We start from the raw sequence: 16,554 nt of genomic DNA, 5'->3' as shown, positions 1-16,554 counted from the left end.
TTCGAACCTGCGACCTAGTGCTTCCAAAGAACCGGCCTTCTAATTAAAAACCTAGATTAAATAAAAAAATAACTTCTATTTGAAGTTATCAGAATAAGATTATTTTAGTATTTTATTCATAATTAAAAAGTTTATTAATTCATCCTTTAATAACAAAGACCCATTAGTCGTTAAATGATGTTCATCATAATAGATATGTCCTAGTTCATTTTTTAAGGGACAGTATTTAACTTGATCTGGGCAAAGTATAGAAAAAGCTTTAAAAAAATATATATTAGTGCTTTTGCTAGATAGATTTTTCAAGAAAGTGCTATAGAAAAGCAAATCATCTTTGATCTTTACTCTAGGTGTGGGTGAACATTCTTTTCTTATAGAAAAATATGGTCTAAACCATTCCTCAGAACAAATTGTATACAAGCCCTCTCTAAATCTTGGAGTTGGACCAATAAATACTGTTTTTATATTTAAATCATCAATAAGATTTGTCAGATTAAGAAGATCCTGTTGCTTTGATTTTAATTTTAATTCATCTATCTGCCCTAAATTAATAATCAAAATATCATTATTTTTTAAACTTGAAGAATAATCTTTTAATGAATAATAAAGGTATTTATAATTACCCTCTTTACTTAAATCTTTCTTAAAACCATTCCTATTAGTATGAAGGTACAAACTATAATTATATTCATCTGAAAGTTCCTTAAATAGAGTTAATAAATGCCCTGCAAAACTATCTCCAATTACAATTAATTTATTGCCTGATGAATTTTTTTTATTCTTATAGTAGCCTTCTTTGGGATAATTAAAGGTGCCAAAATCAGTTTCACTTCCTCTGTACAATATTTTTTTAAATGAAGTATAGATTCCGGTAATTAAAATTAAAATAGTTATTATTACTGATGAAAAAACAATTAAAAATGATTTAAACCCTTTTTTAAAGAAATCACTTTTTCTTATTGGATCCTCAATTAATTTATTAGAAGCAATTCCAATTATTAAAATTAAGATGATCTGTAGAGGTATAGTCCACCAAAAAATTCCTATAGTCCATTTGCTTATAGTCAGTACTCCCCAATGCCAAAGATAAAATGAATAGGAAGTTTTTCCAACAAATTTTAGTACTTTTAGAGAAAGTAGTTTATAAGCAATATCACCTTCTTCTAAACAATTAATGAGAGTAGTGGTCAAAAATACAATAATTACTGTTGATATGACAATATAATTAGTTGAAAATTTAAAGGTAATAACGATAAGAGAGATTATTAATAAAGAGGGAATTTTATCAAAATTTCTAAAAAAATTTTTATTTCTTTGCGAGTTTATGAAGAGTATTGATCCCGCTGAAATTTCCCAAAATCGAGCGGGCATCAAAAAGTACGAAGCACTTTGATTATTATTACTTAAGTAAAGATAAAGAAAAAATGAGATTGAAAATAAGATTAAGTTAAATGATAATAAATTTTTACGAGCATTTTTTGTTTTTTTTAAATAACCTGAAAATAAAATTATAAAAGGGAAAAAAATATAAAACTGTTGTTCAACCCCTAGCGACCATGTTTGAAGAAATGGATTAAATTCAACATTGCTTGCAAAATAATCAGTGGATTGATTTAAAAAATATAAGTTTGATACTCCGAAAAGGGATGTTATCCCAGAAAAGATGAATCTATCGGGTGCAGGATTAAATAACGATAATAAAATACTAATAGTAAATACATATAAAATTAAGGCTGGTATTAAACGAATAATTCTTCGCCAATAAAAATCAATGAAAAAGCTAGGAATATTTATAAGATTGTTTATCTTTGTTTCTGTTGAATAAGAAATAACATAACCAGAAATAACAAAAAACATATCCACTCCCAAGAAACCACTTTCTAAAAATTTTTCATTAAAGTGATTTGCGATAACCGCTATCAATGCAATTGCTCTCAAACCATCTAGTTCTGACTTATATTTTCCTTTGGAATAATTATTAATCATCTGCAAAATTGTTTAAAAATTCAAATGTATATGATAAACCCAGATTATTCATATAATTACAAAATTTTTAATACTATTTCAACTAATTACTTTTTTTCGTAAATACGAAGGAAAGCTTTTTTGAGGGAGAATCTATTAGCTGAGACTTACTGTTATAACTGAATCAGGACGAGAGGATTCGAACCTGCAACCTAGTGCTCCTAAACACTAGCTAAAACAAAGATTTAACTGAGACTTATACTCATAACAAGCATTGCTGATTAGAAAATCGACTAAATCAGAATCAAATTATCACTTTTAGGTGTATTTTAGGTGAAAATTTAGAAATTAAATTTTAAACCTAAAGAAACAGCGAATAAGTTATTCGAGTCATAATTGACTGTTTCATAACCAGGATCTGTAACGTTGTATGAGGCAAATTTTTGATACGTAACTTCTGAATATAATGAAGTATTATCTGATATTTCATAGTCAGCACCGCCTTTTACAGCATATGAGAATACAGACTCTTCAGTACCTTTTAAACTATACCTGGTTCCAGAAACTGTTGCTGTTTGATCTTTTGCAGAAAAAGTTGAAGAACCTAAGCCTAATCCGATATATGGAGTGAATTTTGATTCGTTTGGGAGGTCTTTGTACCCATAAAACATGTAACTTTTTACTTCTGCTTCTAAGTTTGGCGAGATTGAAGCTGTTACTCCATTCCCTCCAGTAGTTAGTGTTATTGAATCAGTCTCAACATCTGCTCGAGAATAGTTAAATTCAATCCTGAAATCATTGAATTTTTTTCCTATTGCTGCCGAATAGAAACCAGTATTATCGGTAGGAAAGGTTGCATCATATTTAGTCCCGCCAAGAGTAGTATCACCTTCTACATCACTTGGGGAGGCTATACCTCCTCCAACAGATAAATAAATATTTTTTAATTCTTCTGCTAGTAATGGAGCTGATAAAGAAGTTAATAATATAGGAGTTGTAAGCAGTAGTTTTTTCATTAAAATTTTTTCTTAATGTTATCATCATTTTCTTAAGTGAGAATTTATAAATGAGCTTATTCGAACAGACTTAATATTTTAAGAACGCATTTTTTAAAAGTTTATTCTTTTGGCTGCATTTTGGGTACAGATTTTTTGGTGTAATTTATTATTAGCTGAGACTTAACGCGATAACTGATCGGGGTGAATGATTCGAACCTGCCACCTAGTTCTACCAAAGCACCCGCACTCCAATTTGAGAAAGTCTGCTAAGTAAACGAATAAGGATATGACAATTTCGTTGGAATACCTAAGAAATTGTTAGTCTCAAAAATTTGCCTAAGATATACAAAATAGCCTTAGGTATCCAAATCCTTGACGGTTTGTCGCCTGCTTACGACATAGTGCTTAATGAAGCAAATTTTTATCAGATAATGCAATAAGGATTACTGAAAGACTTACTGCAAAATAATCTATTACGTCTAAATTCCTTTACTGATTTTGAGTAGATATTAGCTGTAAGGATTGCTCCAAAATTTACTAAAACTAAAGTCAAGAACAGTAGCTCGATAGCGAGGTTGGTCATAAGATTACCCTCCTTAAACTTATCTGAAGACTCTATAACGACTTTGTAAGTATTGAATAGAGTTTAAATTCTTATTTTTGGGAGCCTAAATCTTTTTTAGTTAGTTGCTTTTTTCCCTTTAGCGATCATCACTACTGGTACTAAGAGATAAGTAAAAAAAGAAATTAGGAAAATGTCAATGTTCATGGATTTCACGATAAATTTTTTAAATCTTGCTCTATTTTCTCAAGTTTTTTGTTAAGTTCTGTTTTCTCCTTCAATAAAGCTTTTTTCTTTAATTGAAGTTCTTTGTTAAATGGAGAATTAAAGTACTTTTTGTAAGCTAGAAAAAATACAGCTAGTGCTACAACAATCCCTATCGCGCCAATTATTAGTATGGGCGAAGATGGAAAATCGTAAAATGGTACAGAGAGTAAAAGCATTTAAACGAAACCTGGAATTATCTGGCCTGTTGTTAAGTAAGCTCCTAAAGCAGCAATTAATCCAAGCATTGCGAATCTGCCATTAAGAGTTTCTGCAACAACTTTTTCTTTCTCGATTGTTTTTACTTTAGGGTTTGAATTTTTCATTGGATTTGAAGGTAGATAGTTTAAATTTTCGTTTTGAAATTGCTTGGTTAGATAAGCAACGAGTGTAGCTGTTAAGGATACGATTACAACCAAAAAGCCTGAAAGAGGAGACATTAAAAAATACCTGGAATTATTTGACCTGTAGTTACATAAGCTCCCAAAAGTGCAATTAAACCAATCATTGCCCAACGACCATTAACTTTTTCTGCGTTTTGAGGGTATCCATCATAAGAAACAGATTGATCAACATAAGGACGAGGCTCAGTTGGGAAAATATTTTGCCTTCCGCCTGATTCTGTAGTTATGTATGAAGAATTAGTCATAAGTTAAATAATTTAATTGTTAACAAACGTAACATTCTTATTAACTAATGTAAAGAAAAAGGTTAAAAATATGTGTAATTCAGTACTATTATGGCAATTCTGATACAGATACGTAACAGTAAGTAATTTATTTTTAAAGTTGAAGTTAATAATTAAAAGATCATGGAGATATGAAAAAGCTTCCCCGGATTTGTTTTTGATTGATCAAAATTAAATAATGACTGATCCTATTCTTTACTTATCAATGATCCTTGGGCTGGGAGGCGTTTATGTTTTGATCGCCTCTTTCAATGATGATGACGATGATAATGATGATGGTGAAAAGTATTTGTTTAAGCTTGAGTTTGCTAAGGAGTGAAGATAACTTTTTAGCCCGAATATTCGCTTGATTACAGAACGTCTTAGTGAATTTACTCTAACTTCGAAGCAATCTTAAAAATTAGATGGTGGACCTATATAAGTTCCATTATAAAAATTGGCTAAAAGTAAAATTTTTAATTAGCCACCTTACTATCTATATGCCAACTCCTTATCGCCTCTCAAAATAAATCTTCAAGAATTTTCCCCCAACGGAATTTTTTTATATTGCAATTTAGCCAAGCCAGATTTGTAACTCTCAGTATTAACAGCAGTAGGTAAAGCGATAGTAGCTAGTAGTGGGAGTAGTAATCCTTTTATTTACTCAACAAGTTCAAGATTATAAACTGTGTCTACACAGTTGTTATCAATATCCCATTGCTTTAATTCTGGTTGTTCAAGCATTGCACCAAACTTTTCTAAATCAGAACAGTTCATAAGAATCATTGCTTTATGTTCAGTTACTTTGATAATTTCTAGCTCAGAACAAAAAACGTATCCTTGTTCTTTATCGACTTTTTTTACCATCATTTCAAATTCAGAAAAAGGACAACCAAAGGTAGAGACAACTAATGTATTAGGCATAGAAAAAAGGTGATAATTGCCCTTTATTTTAGATAGGCTGTCAATAAATTTGCCCACTGTCTGACCACAATTAGAGTGTTCTTCTTTTTGCATTAAAAAAGCGAGGCTGGTTTCCTCGCTAGTATGAATTAGTTTTTAAGATTCGCAGCGACAGGATTCGAACCTGTGAACTAGTACTCCCAATGAACTCGTTAGGCAATTTGCGACAGTAGGCTAAATAAATAAGTGAGGCGATAAATAACTGACAATAAAAGTAAATTTATGAGTCTAAAAAAGTAGAAAGATATAGTAAGGTTGGGCATGAATAAGCAAAATCTCTCTCAAATCTCTCTCAAAAGCAACATAGTGCCCCTAAGAGCACTAGATTGTTGAATTTATAAATTTATTGATTGACAGTGGACCTAAACTTAGAGGGATAAAACCCTTTTTTTTATGACAGATAGAGAAACAATCGAATCGATGTTGTATGAGTTAGCAACACCTCAGAATATGGGCTCATTTTTTGTAAAAAATTCTACTCCAGATTTTTTACTAATCAGGCCTAGTGGGAATCCAATAGATGCAAAGGGATTCGAGGAAATGATGAATTCTGGCGATGTTGTTCAGGAAAAAGCAGAAATTACAAAAATTCATAAGTTTGAATTTCTCTCTGACGATGTAGCAATGTGTGTTTTTACTCTTGGGGCAAAATTCTCTTACAAAGGAACTCCTAATGATGATTTGCCAACTGTGACTTCTATCTTCAAAAAGATTAATGGGATTTGGAAAATCCATTGGATGCAAAGATCAACTGGAGATTCAGATTTATCTTTATGGGATTAGCTGGTAATTAATAGTCAGAATATGTACGGCATAGCAATTAATATTGGGTTTGTTAGTTTTTTATTATTTGCCAAATACCTTGACCAAATAATTAACAAGTAAAGGATAAATAAATAAAAAAATATTTAAATACTTTATGGCTAACTGATTACTATTTTCTTTCTAGCATTTTGCCTTTAGGTCGCTAGTCTGCATGATGTTTATATACCCTCGATCTATAATTTTATTTATTGACAGTCGATCTAAAATTGGATGGATAAAACCTTTCTTATATAGTACGGGTCAATTTAATAACCTCTCTGGTGGTTTGAATTTCTGGAGGGAATTCTTGCTTTTTTCTTATTTATTCGTAAGTATGCGTATATAGGCTCTAATTTGCTCTAGATATTTCTATTACTGGCTTGTTTGGGCTTATTTCCCTCTAAAAACTGTCGCATGGGAGTTGACGATTATGGAAAATTTAGACGAAATCATTAAAGAAATTAGAGAAAACGGTTACAATCAAGAACTTGTAGACAACTACATAACAGATAAAAGATTTATGAGAGAGCTTGTAGATAGGGATAAAGAATATGATTAACTTTCCAATGTTTATAGAAGGTTTATTAATGCCTTTATTAGTTTTAGGAGTATTTGTTTTTTATAAGAGATTAAAGAGAAAGAAAAGAAAGTTTCATGCACCGCCCACCCATCAACTACCTAATTAATTAGATAAAGTACCTATCCTGAGTTATTTATTTAAAGGTTATTATTTTTAGCAAATAAAACTATTTTTAAAATGATTAAACTTGCTATCGTTTTCTTACCAATAGTCTTTGCAATTATTTGGATGCTTTTCATTGGGTTAAATATAAATAAATTAAATAAAAAAATTAATTATTAATTGATTGACAGTCGATCTAAAATAAGGGAAATAAGCTCCTTTTATTATGAAGTTAAAAAATATTTTAAAAACAACTTAAAAAGAGTTAGTCCTAATTGTGATTACTTCACTAATAAGAAAGCTCCTCCACTTCCTTTTTTTATCTAATAGAAGATTCTTTTACTGAATCTTGTAACTTACTTTCTACTCTTTTCACTTTAATTATTCTCACTTACCTTTAAGTCCTAGTTGAAAAACTTTCTTAATCCATCGATCTCGAGTATTTGGTTTGGAGCCTTTTACCGGAGAAAATTCAGTTACCTTTACAGGCTTTACTCCACAGAATCCAAGCGTCGCTTTCTTCAACTGATTCACGCTAGGGGCATTATAAATCCAATGGTACAAGAAAGTTGGGGTATCCATAGTGGCTATAATACGCGCTGATTTTCCTTCAAGATATCCATCCCATCCCATCCCGCCAAGCTTCGATTCGTTGTAATCAAAAACAATGGAAGGGAGAAAAGTTCTATCAATAAATCCTTTTAGAAGTGCTGGTAAACTGCCCCACCAAACAGGATGAAACCAAACCATGTGCTCACATGCTTTAATTTCATCAATAGCCATAAGCAGATCGGGTTCTAGATTAATGCGCTTCTTATAACCAAACTTAAGATTAGGATTAAATTCCATATCTCTTATGATTATAGTTCTTACGTCGTATCCACTTTGAAGTGCACCTCGCTTGTAAGCATCTACTAAAGAACTGGTAAGTCTGTCGCTATCAGGATGTGCATCAATTAATAAAATTTTTCTCATTTCATTCTTATTAAAAAGTTTCATGAGGTTTCCTAGTAAGGATTCATTATTGGAGACAATACAAGATTAATTGAATTGAATTAAGAAATATTTAAAAATAACAAAAGTTTTTTTTTTAATTAACTTATAAGGCAATTTTATTAAGTGGAAGTTAAAAATATTTTTGATTAAATTAATTAAAAAAATCTGAATGTTAATTAATTATAAAAAAAATTTTAGCTACGTATCTTTATTTACTAATGCTAATCAAAATTTAAACTTTACTTATATTCAATTTAAACCTAGAGAACAATTTTTAAATTAGTTATCACTTTTATCTTGTGGCTGATTTTAATGATGTTGTTTCAAGAAGAAAATTTTTGCAAGGTTCATTTGCTTTAGGCTCTGGAGCATTTATTGCTGCGACAATTGGTCCTGCGAAAGCAACTAGTTTCTTAAGTGGTTTTAATGGTATAAGTTTTAATCCTGTGCCAGCTAATGGTAAAGATACAATTACTCTTCCAAAGGGATTTAGTTGGCATAAAGTTGCATCATGGGGTGATCCATTATGGAGCGGAGTGGATGATTTTGATCAAATAACACGAGGAACAGGAGAATCTCAGGAAGGGTCTTTTGGGGATAATAATGATGGCATGAGCCTCTTTGATATTGAGGGGAAATCAATTCTTGCAGTCAATAATGAATATTGCAATAGGAAAATAATTTATGGAAATAGAGCTAGCGGATTACCAGAAACATCTGATGACGTACGCAAAGGAATTGCTTCGCATGGAGTTTCTATTTTTGAAATAGAAAAGAAATTAGGAAAATGGAAAATAAAAAAAGATTCACTTTACAACAGAAAAATTACAGGTGATACCAAAATAGCTTTAGATGGACCAGCAGCTGGGTTCTATTTAATGAAAACTGATGAGGATCTAACCGGAAAAGTTGCAAAAGGTACTTTTAATAATTGTGGGAACGGCAGAACTCCATGGGGAACTTATCTAGCTTGCGAGGAAAATTTTCATGGTTACTTTTCTTCACCTTCCAATCCATCCGCCTCTATTCCCCCAGAACAAGCAAGATATGGTCTAAAGACAAAAGACAAAGGTTACAACTGGGTTATGAATCAAGATAGATTTGATTTAGTTAAGAATCCAAACGAAGTTAATAGGCACGGATACATAACTGAAATTGACCCTTCAAAGCCACAATCAATGCCAAGGAAACATACTGCAATGGGTAGGTTTAAGCATGAGAATTGTGAAGTATCTATTTCTAAAAATGGACAAGTTGTTGCTTATATGGGAGATGATGAACGAGGTGAGCATCTATATAAGTTCGTATCCAAAGGAAAATATAAAAAAGGTGCTTCTTCTAACTACGATTTATTAACTGAGGGGGAGTTATTTGTTGCTGTTTTTAATGATGATGGAACAGGTAAATGGATAAATTTAAAAGAATCTGGAATGAGTGAGCCTGAAATCGCAATTTTTACACGACTCGCAGCTACTAAAGTTGGAGCTACAACTATGGATAGACCTGAGTGGGTCGCTGTTAATCCCAAAAAAGTAGAAGCATACTGTGCCTTAACCAATAACAAAAATAGAGGAGTTAAAGATAATCAACCAATTAACGCAGTAAATCCAAGAGAAAATAATCCTTACGGACAGATAGTTAGATGGACACCTAGCAATTCAGATCATGCATCAGTAGATTTCAAATGGGATCTTTTTGTAATGGCTGGAAATCCTGAAACAGCAGAAGGATTATACAAAGGTTCAGAAAATATAAACAAAGATAATATGTTTAATTCGCCTGATGGGATTGCCTTTGACTCTAAAGGCAATCTGTGGATTCAGACAGATGGTAAATATAGTAATTCTGGAAAATTTGCAGGAATGGGAAATAATCAAATGCTTTGTGCAAATCCAAGGACAGGAGAAATTAGTAGATTTCTTGTTGGTCCTAAGGAATGTGAAATTACTGGCATAACTTGGAGTTCGGATAAGAAGACAATGTTTGTAGGTGTACAACATCCTGGAGAAAAAAATCCAGATAGTTGTCATTTCCCTGATGGAGGTAATAGCGTTCCAAGGTCTACAGTTATTGCCATCACAAGAAATAATGGAAGAGCAATTGGATAATGTATAAAAACAAAAAAATTAGGCTGAAAACATGAATATATTTGGTGTTGGAATTCCAGAAATTGCTGTAATTTTTGTTTTAGCTCTTTTAATATTTGGACCTAAAAAACTACCAGAACTAGGACGTTCAATTGGAAAAACATTGAAAAGCTTGCAACAAGCTTCTGGAGAGTTTCAAAAGGAAATTGAGAAGGCAGTTAAAGAAACTGACGAAGAAGTAATAAATGATGGTTCTGAAAACCTTGCAAAAAAGAGTTTAATAACTTCTAGTATTGATGAGGATGATGAGGATGATGAGGATGATGAGGATGATTAATAATCAAGTAGTTTTTTAAGATCTAGTCCCCCCAGAAAAATGTTTTTTATTGAGTGTAGGTAAAAAATATTAAAAAGTAGTTCTTAAGTGAAAGGATTTCAAATAGAAATTTTATCTAGAGGTAAAATATTTTGGACCATGATTGTGTCATGATAGTCTTCATTATCTAATGTTTTGTAAAATCTCCTAGATTGAGGTGATTTAAGAGAATCATTATAATTTTTGATTAATACCGAATCATCCAAAAGAGATATATTTTCTCTTTTAAAACTTTCTTCATAAGAATATTTGATATGCCCTATCTCTTTTTCTTGATTAGAGCTTTTGGGTGAAGTTGAATTTTTTGAAGTCATTATCTTATTATTCTTTTTTATTTAATGTCTTCAATATTCAAGGCGTAAAAATATAGAAGACTTTCTAAAATTTAAGATTATTTGATTAAGAAGTTATTAAGCAGAAAATAAATTTGTTTAAAAAACTTCTAAATTTCTAAACTAAATATTTTTCTAATAGTCAAAGTTTATTTAATAAGAATTTAATTCAAAGTTAACAATAGAGACCTATAAGATAAACATGAACAAAAATCAACTTATTAACTTCATTACATTTTCAATTCTTGAAAGTAAAAGAGTTGAAGACAGATTATGTAGAAAAGAAATTCATAGCTATCTTACCCAACTAAATAAAAAACAATTAAAAGCAATTACAAGTGAATTTATCATTTAAAAAAAATATGAAAAAGCTACTGGCTGTATTTATTTTTATTCTTACTTCTTGCAGTACAAAAGATGAATTATCCATTACCCAAGAAGAATTATCCATTACAAAAGATGAAATTTCGATTACGAAAGGTAAATCATCCATTAATGATGAAAAAAAATTATTTTATGTAACTAAAGAAACGGCTGTTCGTCTTTGTGGAGGTAAATCCAGAATAATTGAAAGTAAAAATGAAGAAATAATCAAAATAGAAGTAAAGGATTTTTCAAATGTTGAAAAAGAAAAATTTGTTCAATTTACTCTTGTTGAGACAGATAGAAAAGGTGGTAAATATAAAATTGTTAATTGTTATCCAAATAAAGATCCGAAAAAATCGGTAATTAAAACAATCATGACTAATTACAAGTTAAATTAGTCTTGGGTCAACTAGATCAAATGAAAATATTTAAATGAGATTTAAAGCTGCTTTAAACTAAATAATCTATAAAAAAAGAGTAGAAATATTTTTTATTATGCATCCAAGCAAAGTAATCAAAGATCCAAAAATTAATGATACTTATTACGATCCAGATGTTGATAAGCTTTATCAATACGTAAAAATTGGTGACTTTCCGCCAGAATGGGTAGTGACAAATATAGATGAAGATGACGATTATTATTATGCTTCGATGGGATATTAGTTTTAATATCTATTATTAAATTCAATAAATTTGTCTCATTAAAATTATGTGTGAGGAAGATTAAAGAGACGAAAAATTTAGATAAAAGGGTTTAAGGGAAAATTAAAAAGGGAATAAGATTTAATGAAAAAAATAATAATTCAATGTAAATTAATTATGAAATAATTACATCAAATAAATTTGATTATATAAAATTAATTTGTTGGGTTTTCAAATGACTATTAAAGATCATAAAAGTTTGCAGGGCTCAAAGATTCTTCTTGTAGAGGATGATAAGAGTATTAGGCTGACAGTTAGTGAATCATTGAAAGGCGAAGGTTTTGAAGTTTTAACTTTTAAAGACGGTTTAAGTGCTTCAAATTTTATTGGCGAAAATACTAAAAATGATGTTGACCTTATAATTCTCGATTTAATGTTACCAGGGTTAAATGGATTAGAGTTATGCAGAAAAATAAGAAATGAAGAAAATTATACGCCCATATTAATTTTGAGTGCCAAAGATAATGAATCAGACCGGGTTCTTGGATTAGAGGTTGGTGCTGATGATTATTTAACAAAACCTTTTGGTTTAAATGAATTAATTGCCAGATCAAGAGCATTAATAAGAAGATCTAAACGTAATAAAAAATATATAGAAAAAACGCAATCTATCATCGAGTTTAATCATATAAAAATGTTTTTAGAAGAATGCAGAGTAACTTCTTTTGATAGGGAAATAACTTTATCTCCAAAAGAATTTAAATTATTAGAGTTATTTATGCAAAGTCCAAAAAGAGTATGGTCAAGGGATTTAATTCTGGAAAAAATATGGGAAATTGACTTTATTGGTGATACTAAAACAGTAGATGTCCATGTTAGATGGCTTAGAGAGAAATTAGAAGAAGATCCCTCAGCGCCAAAACTTCTGAAAACTGTAAGAGGTTTTGGATATAAGTTTGGATGAGAATGAAAACACTACAACAGGTATTAACTTTCTTTTATGAGAAATGGAAAACCAAGGTTAAAGGATTTTCAAAAAATAATAAAAATATTGAATTAACTAAAAATAAGAACCAACAAATTTTTGATTTTCCATTTGATAAAGTTAAACCACAGCAACTTTTATCTTGGTTAGATTATTCATCTCAAGGATGGATTATTTTGTCATCTGATCTAACAATAAAATTTATCAATCAGAAAGGTTTATCTCTCATTAAGTTTATTAAATATAAGGATGTTATTGGAAAAGCAATTAATGATATTAATGAGCTTGAAGTACTAAGAAATAAGATTTTATATTCAAGAAAAAAAGATTTCCCAATCAGCCTAGATTGCACTATTTCGGGGGAACCCATTTCTGTAAATATTGTTAGAGCAAGGAAAAAAAATTATTTAATATTGTTGGAGAGTAAATTATCAATTGAATCCATAAAAAAAAGACAGAATCAATTAATCAACGATGTGTCTCATGAACTGAAAACACCTCTTACATCTCTTATTTTGATAGGCGAAAGACTGGAATCAGTAGTATCAAAGAAAGATAGATATCTCGTTAAAAGACTTAAGAAAGAATCTAAAAGATTAAGAAAAATGGTTGAAGAAACTTTAGAACTTTCTAAGCTAGAAAGTAGCGAGGCTTTTAATAAAAATAAAAAAATATCTATTTCAGATTTAGTGATGGAATCTTGGCAAACCTTAAAACCACTTGCAGAAAAAAAAGATATAAAAATAAATCTACTGATACCAACAAAATATTTTATATCTGCAGATATTGAAAATTTAAAAAGAGCTTTTATAAATATTTTGGATAATGCTATTCGTTATTCCCCAGCTAATGAAGAAATTCAAATTGAAATTTTTAAAAGAGATAGCTCGGTTGTTATGAGAGTTAGGGATAAAGGTATTGGATTAGAAGAAAATGAATTTAATGATATTTTTTCTCGTTTTTATAGAGGTGATCCATCAAGGACTAAATTCAAGAAAAGTGGAAGTGGTTTAGGTCTTTCAATTACAAAAAAAATAATTAATAACAATAAAGGTTTTATAAAAGCATTTAATCATAAAGATGGTGGAGCAATTTTTGAAACTATCTTTCCATGTCTCGATAAAGATTTATAGGGAAAATTTAAAAAATATTAGGACATGATTTTTCTGCAATAAATTTTTTTAAATTCAAAACCCCTTCTCTTGTAAAAAGAATGCTTCCTTCTTTGGAGTCATCTGCCCAATAAGAATCTCTTTTGCCAATAGCTAACCAAAGCCTATCAGGTAATGTTGGCATGTACATACTCTCGAAAGCTGATGTTCCAATGTCATTTTCTTCTTTCATATCTTTGCATGCTTCTATCATTAGTTTGGGTCGATTTAAATAATGCCTGACACTCTGCCAATAATATTTTGTTTCAGCTTTAACTGGGGCGATGAATAAAATAATAAATATTAGGTATTTCATGATTTAACTTTTTTTAATTATAAGAACTGCAAAAAAAGCCACCTTATGTAAAAGGTGACTTTCATTAGTAGTTTTAACTAAATTTTTCCAATATTTAGGAAAAGAGTTTCACCAGTTGATTTCTTTCCAGTCCCGTCGTTGTCAGTTGAAATCCATGCTTGCCCATCGCTTGTTATTGCTAAGCCTTCAACTTTTTCAAGGATAAAACCACCCGTAGATTGCATTACTGGTTTTAGATCAGTAACTAACTCTTTTTCAACTAAAGGATAAAGTATGGGGGGAATATTAGTCTGAAGACCTTCGAAAATAACATCATCTAAATCTACTTTATATATAGCTTTCAATTTTGCTTTCTTCCCATAGAAACTATCTCTTTCGATTACATAAAGTGCCCCGTCATGGTAAGTCAATTCTGAAATGCCAACGCCGCCTTTTTTGATCCTATCTAATTGATAATTTACGGCCCCCCATTGTTTGGTTTTTAAATTATAGGAGAGGATCTTAGTAGTATTGAAAGCATCATCACCCCAAGGCTTCTGTTGAGCAATATAAAGAATATCCCCATTTCTTGTTATACCTTCAAAACCAGGGTTTTTAGCATAATTAAGATAGGAAGGTGGTGGAGTTATCTTCTCTAAAATTTCACCATCTGAGCTTACATGGTAGATTGCAGGAGGATGTTCATCTAGCTTTTTCTTAATTCCTTCAGTAGAAATATAGAATCCACCATTACCATCAGTAGTAATACCCTCTTGATCCATAAATAATGCGGTCTTACCATCTAGCTTTATATCTATAGCTCTTTCTAATAGTGCTGGGGAAGATGAAGGATCAATAACGTAAATTCTTGGCTGAGTTTTAAAAGTCCCATCATTTACAGCATAAATTTTACCGTCATCACCAGCCACCATTCCACTTATCGCACCCCAAGATACAAATTCAAGGCCATTTTCATTTGTTAAATGTGGGTATGAAGCAGGAGCATCTTGTAGTTGATAAATAGTCACATGAGAAGATAAACCAGGTTCTTTTTTGTTGTAGTCTTTTTCATTTGCTGAGGCAATTAATCCCCTCTCTGGAATTGCGACAAATCCCTCTGGTCCAATGCCTGATGGAAGTAATTGAGTAAGCAAAGGTTGATTTAGTTCTGTGATATCGTAAACAGCTACTATCCCAGCTCGTTCAGCACCAACAAATAAATAAGGCGTTCCATTAATTTTTGAATATGTAACTGACTCAGGTTCTACTCCCTTTTTACCTGCTCTCCCATCTTGGAAATGACCTATTTGTGCAATTGCTCTTTCTAGTCTATTTGCATCTTCATAAACTACTGTTCCATCTTTTTTAAAAATAGTCCAGGATCTTGAACCACCTCTTTTTGCCTGATTTGGATCAATATGCTTGTAATCGCCTTCATTTGCTGTTGCAAAATGGTCATTATCAATCCAAGTAAGACCATCGGGTTCTCTTCTTACATTCTTTAGTTTGCTTTTAAATTTATGTGCTCCATCTTTCTTTGTATCCATTCCTGCCATTTGTTTTACAACTCCTGCCGAGAAATGTGATATTACATTTCCATCTTTATCAATTACTGCAAGATGGTTGTTTTCTTGAAGAGAGACAACTGTTTCACCAAGATCATTAATAGCAACGAATTCTGGTTCGGGATCGCTAGGAGCTATTTCAGATAATCCTGATAAATCAACTTTTTTTATTGAATTGCATTGTATTTTTCCTCTTTTGTTTAACTTCACAAGAGAAACATAACCTGGAGGATTAATTTGTTTACCTTCCTCATCTAATTGAGGGATAAATCCATTTTTATATTCTTCATCCCTCTCATTTTCTATAGCGACAGCTAGAAATGTTCCGTCTGGTGAAACAAAAACGCTATCAGGCTGCCCACCTAAATCACATTCTTTTACTGCTTTTCTTGTTTCTAAATTATATTGAACTAATGCTCCTGAAGGATTTGTATAACTTTCAGATGTATTCGAACCTATATAAGCATTGTTTCCAAGTGCTGCAATTCCAGTTGGTTCTGCTTCCAGTTCAACAACTCCCAATGCTTTAGGTTTCGCAGGGTCTGAGATATCAACTAAACCTACTACTCCTAGATCGCTATCTGTATACATCAAAGTCTTACCATCTTCTGATGCTGTAACAACTTCTGAAGAAGTTTTGGTTGTAGATTTTGATCCTTTTGGTAAATTATCACTTACATTAAAAGAAGAAATTCTGTTGAAGTTTTTTTCATTTGCCCAATATTTTGTATTCCAATTTGCAAATCCGCTACTTGTAGAGGAGGCGACAATTGCAAGTAATGCTGAAAAACTTGCAGCAGCTAGGGGTTTTTTCATTTAGTGCGTAAGAAGACACACTTTTATATTCCCTTTAAAAA

At 31.0% G+C, this 16,554-nt stretch carries 20 protein-coding genes; 10 read left to right on the top strand and 10 right to left on the bottom strand.

Annotation, left to right across the window (positions count from 1 at the left end):
- Nucleotides 1-99: 99 nt before the first annotated feature.
- From HA140_RS06270 to HA140_RS06250, 5 genes are all read right to left on the bottom strand, one after another.
- Nucleotides 100-1,983, bottom strand: a complete 1,884-nt coding sequence (locus HA140_RS06270; protein WP_209040287.1) for an acyltransferase family protein — start codon at nt 1,981-1,983, stop codon at nt 100-102.
- Between the two features lie 320 nt (nt 1,984-2,303).
- Nucleotides 2,304-2,978 (bottom strand): outer membrane protein, encoded by a 675-nt coding sequence (locus HA140_RS06265; protein WP_209040286.1) that lies wholly within the window; start codon nt 2,976-2,978, stop codon nt 2,304-2,306.
- Between the two features lie 756 nt (nt 2,979-3,734).
- Nucleotides 3,735-3,965 (bottom strand): M protein, encoded by a 231-nt coding sequence (locus HA140_RS06260; protein ID WP_209040285.1) that lies wholly within the window; start codon nt 3,963-3,965, stop codon nt 3,735-3,737.
- Entirely contained in the window at nt 3,966-4,226 is a 261-nt protein-coding gene (locus HA140_RS06255; RefSeq protein ID WP_209040284.1) for a high light inducible protein, read from the bottom strand.
- Nucleotides 4,226-4,435, bottom strand: coding sequence for a high light inducible protein (locus tag HA140_RS06250; RefSeq protein ID WP_209040283.1), 210 nt, complete (start codon nt 4,433-4,435; stop codon nt 4,226-4,228). The genes HA140_RS06255 and HA140_RS06250 overlap by 1 nt, the downstream gene beginning before the upstream one ends.
- 217 nt (nt 4,436-4,652) lie before the next feature.
- Here HA140_RS06250 and HA140_RS06245 point away from each other — a divergent pair, with 217 nt between their 5' ends.
- Nucleotides 4,653-4,793 (top strand): hypothetical protein, encoded by a 141-nt coding sequence (locus HA140_RS06245; RefSeq protein WP_209040282.1) that lies wholly within the window; start codon nt 4,653-4,655, stop codon nt 4,791-4,793.
- 320 nt (nt 4,794-5,113) lie between these two features.
- Here HA140_RS06245 and HA140_RS06240 read toward each other — a convergent pair whose 3' ends face one another.
- The gene (locus tag HA140_RS06240) at nt 5,114-5,377 is read right to left on the bottom strand and encodes a hypothetical protein (RefSeq protein ID WP_209040281.1); all 264 of its coding nucleotides are present in this window, start codon (nt 5,375-5,377) and stop codon (nt 5,114-5,116) included.
- A gap of 432 nt (nt 5,378-5,809) precedes the next feature.
- Between HA140_RS06240 and HA140_RS06235 the strand changes: the two genes are divergently transcribed.
- Nucleotides 5,810-6,199 carry a DUF3804 family protein gene (locus HA140_RS06235; protein ID WP_209040280.1) on the top strand — a complete coding sequence of 130 codons (390 nt, stop codon included), beginning with the start codon at nt 5,810-5,812 and terminating at the stop codon, nt 6,197-6,199.
- Nucleotides 6,200-6,650: 451 nt separating this feature from the next.
- Nucleotides 6,651-6,779: a hypothetical protein gene (locus tag HA140_RS09445; protein ID WP_257469732.1), complete on the top strand. Its 129-nt coding sequence runs from the start codon at nt 6,651-6,653 to the stop codon at nt 6,777-6,779.
- 510 nt (nt 6,780-7,289) lie between these two features.
- On the opposite strand, the gene HA140_RS06230 is transcribed toward HA140_RS09445, so the two are convergent.
- The gene (locus HA140_RS06230) at nt 7,290-7,901 is read right to left on the bottom strand and encodes an NAD(P)H-dependent oxidoreductase (RefSeq protein ID WP_209040279.1); all 612 of its coding nucleotides are present in this window, start codon (nt 7,899-7,901) and stop codon (nt 7,290-7,292) included.
- A 296-nt stretch (nt 7,902-8,197) separates the two neighbouring features.
- On the opposite strand from HA140_RS06230, the gene HA140_RS06225 reads away from it, so the two are divergent.
- Complete coding sequence (locus tag HA140_RS06225; RefSeq protein ID WP_025956122.1) at nt 8,198-10,006, top strand: PhoX family protein; 1,809 nt, start codon at nt 8,198-8,200, stop codon at nt 10,004-10,006.
- 31 nt (nt 10,007-10,037) lie between these two features.
- Entirely contained in the window at nt 10,038-10,322 is a 285-nt protein-coding gene (locus HA140_RS06220) for a TatA/E family twin arginine-targeting protein translocase (RefSeq protein ID WP_209040278.1), read from the top strand.
- A 98-nt stretch (nt 10,323-10,420) separates the two neighbouring features.
- On the opposite strand, the gene HA140_RS06215 is transcribed toward HA140_RS06220, so the two are convergent.
- The gene (locus HA140_RS06215; RefSeq protein WP_209040277.1) at nt 10,421-10,675 is read right to left on the bottom strand and encodes a poly-A polymerase; all 255 of its coding nucleotides are present in this window, start codon (nt 10,673-10,675) and stop codon (nt 10,421-10,423) included.
- Nucleotides 10,676-10,895: 220 nt separating this feature from the next.
- Here HA140_RS06215 and HA140_RS06210 point away from each other — a divergent pair, with 220 nt between their 5' ends.
- From HA140_RS06210 to HA140_RS06190, 5 genes are all read left to right on the top strand, one after another.
- A complete protein-coding gene (locus HA140_RS06210) occupies nt 10,896-11,048 on the top strand; it encodes a hypothetical protein (protein WP_158078493.1) in 153 nt (50 codons plus the stop codon).
- Nucleotides 11,032-11,457, top strand: a complete 426-nt coding sequence (locus HA140_RS06205) for a hypothetical protein (RefSeq protein WP_348534549.1) — start codon at nt 11,032-11,034, stop codon at nt 11,455-11,457. Before HA140_RS06210 ends, HA140_RS06205 begins: the two co-directional genes overlap by 17 nt.
- Before the next feature lie 97 nt (nt 11,458-11,554).
- Nucleotides 11,555-11,722, top strand: coding sequence for a hypothetical protein (locus HA140_RS06200; RefSeq protein ID WP_157806745.1), 168 nt, complete (start codon nt 11,555-11,557; stop codon nt 11,720-11,722).
- Between the two features lie 214 nt (nt 11,723-11,936).
- Entirely contained in the window at nt 11,937-12,665 is a 729-nt protein-coding gene (locus HA140_RS06195; RefSeq protein WP_209040276.1) for a response regulator transcription factor, read from the top strand.
- A 2-nt stretch (nt 12,666-12,667) separates the two neighbouring features.
- Nucleotides 12,668-13,819 (top strand): sensor histidine kinase, encoded by a 1,152-nt coding sequence (locus tag HA140_RS06190; protein ID WP_233125831.1) that lies wholly within the window; start codon nt 12,668-12,670, stop codon nt 13,817-13,819.
- Nucleotides 13,820-13,826: 7 nt separating this feature from the next.
- Here the strand turns inward: HA140_RS06190 and HA140_RS06185 are convergent, their stop codons facing one another.
- Complete coding sequence (locus HA140_RS06185) at nt 13,827-14,153, bottom strand: hypothetical protein (protein WP_079331275.1); 327 nt, start codon at nt 14,151-14,153, stop codon at nt 13,827-13,829.
- Nucleotides 14,154-14,230: 77 nt separating this feature from the next.
- Entirely contained in the window at nt 14,231-16,513 is a 2,283-nt protein-coding gene (locus tag HA140_RS06180; RefSeq protein WP_209040275.1) for an esterase-like activity of phytase family protein, read from the bottom strand.
- Nucleotides 16,514-16,554 lie beyond the last annotated feature (41 nt).

Origin of the sequence: Prochlorococcus marinus CUG1417 (assembly GCF_017695975.1) — a bacterium.
Lineage (GTDB): Bacteria > Cyanobacteriota > Cyanobacteriia > PCC-6307 > Cyanobiaceae > Prochlorococcus_A > Prochlorococcus_A marinus_AG.
Note: the sequence above shows the minus strand (reverse complement) of the source record. Positions and strands in the feature narration are given on the sequence as shown.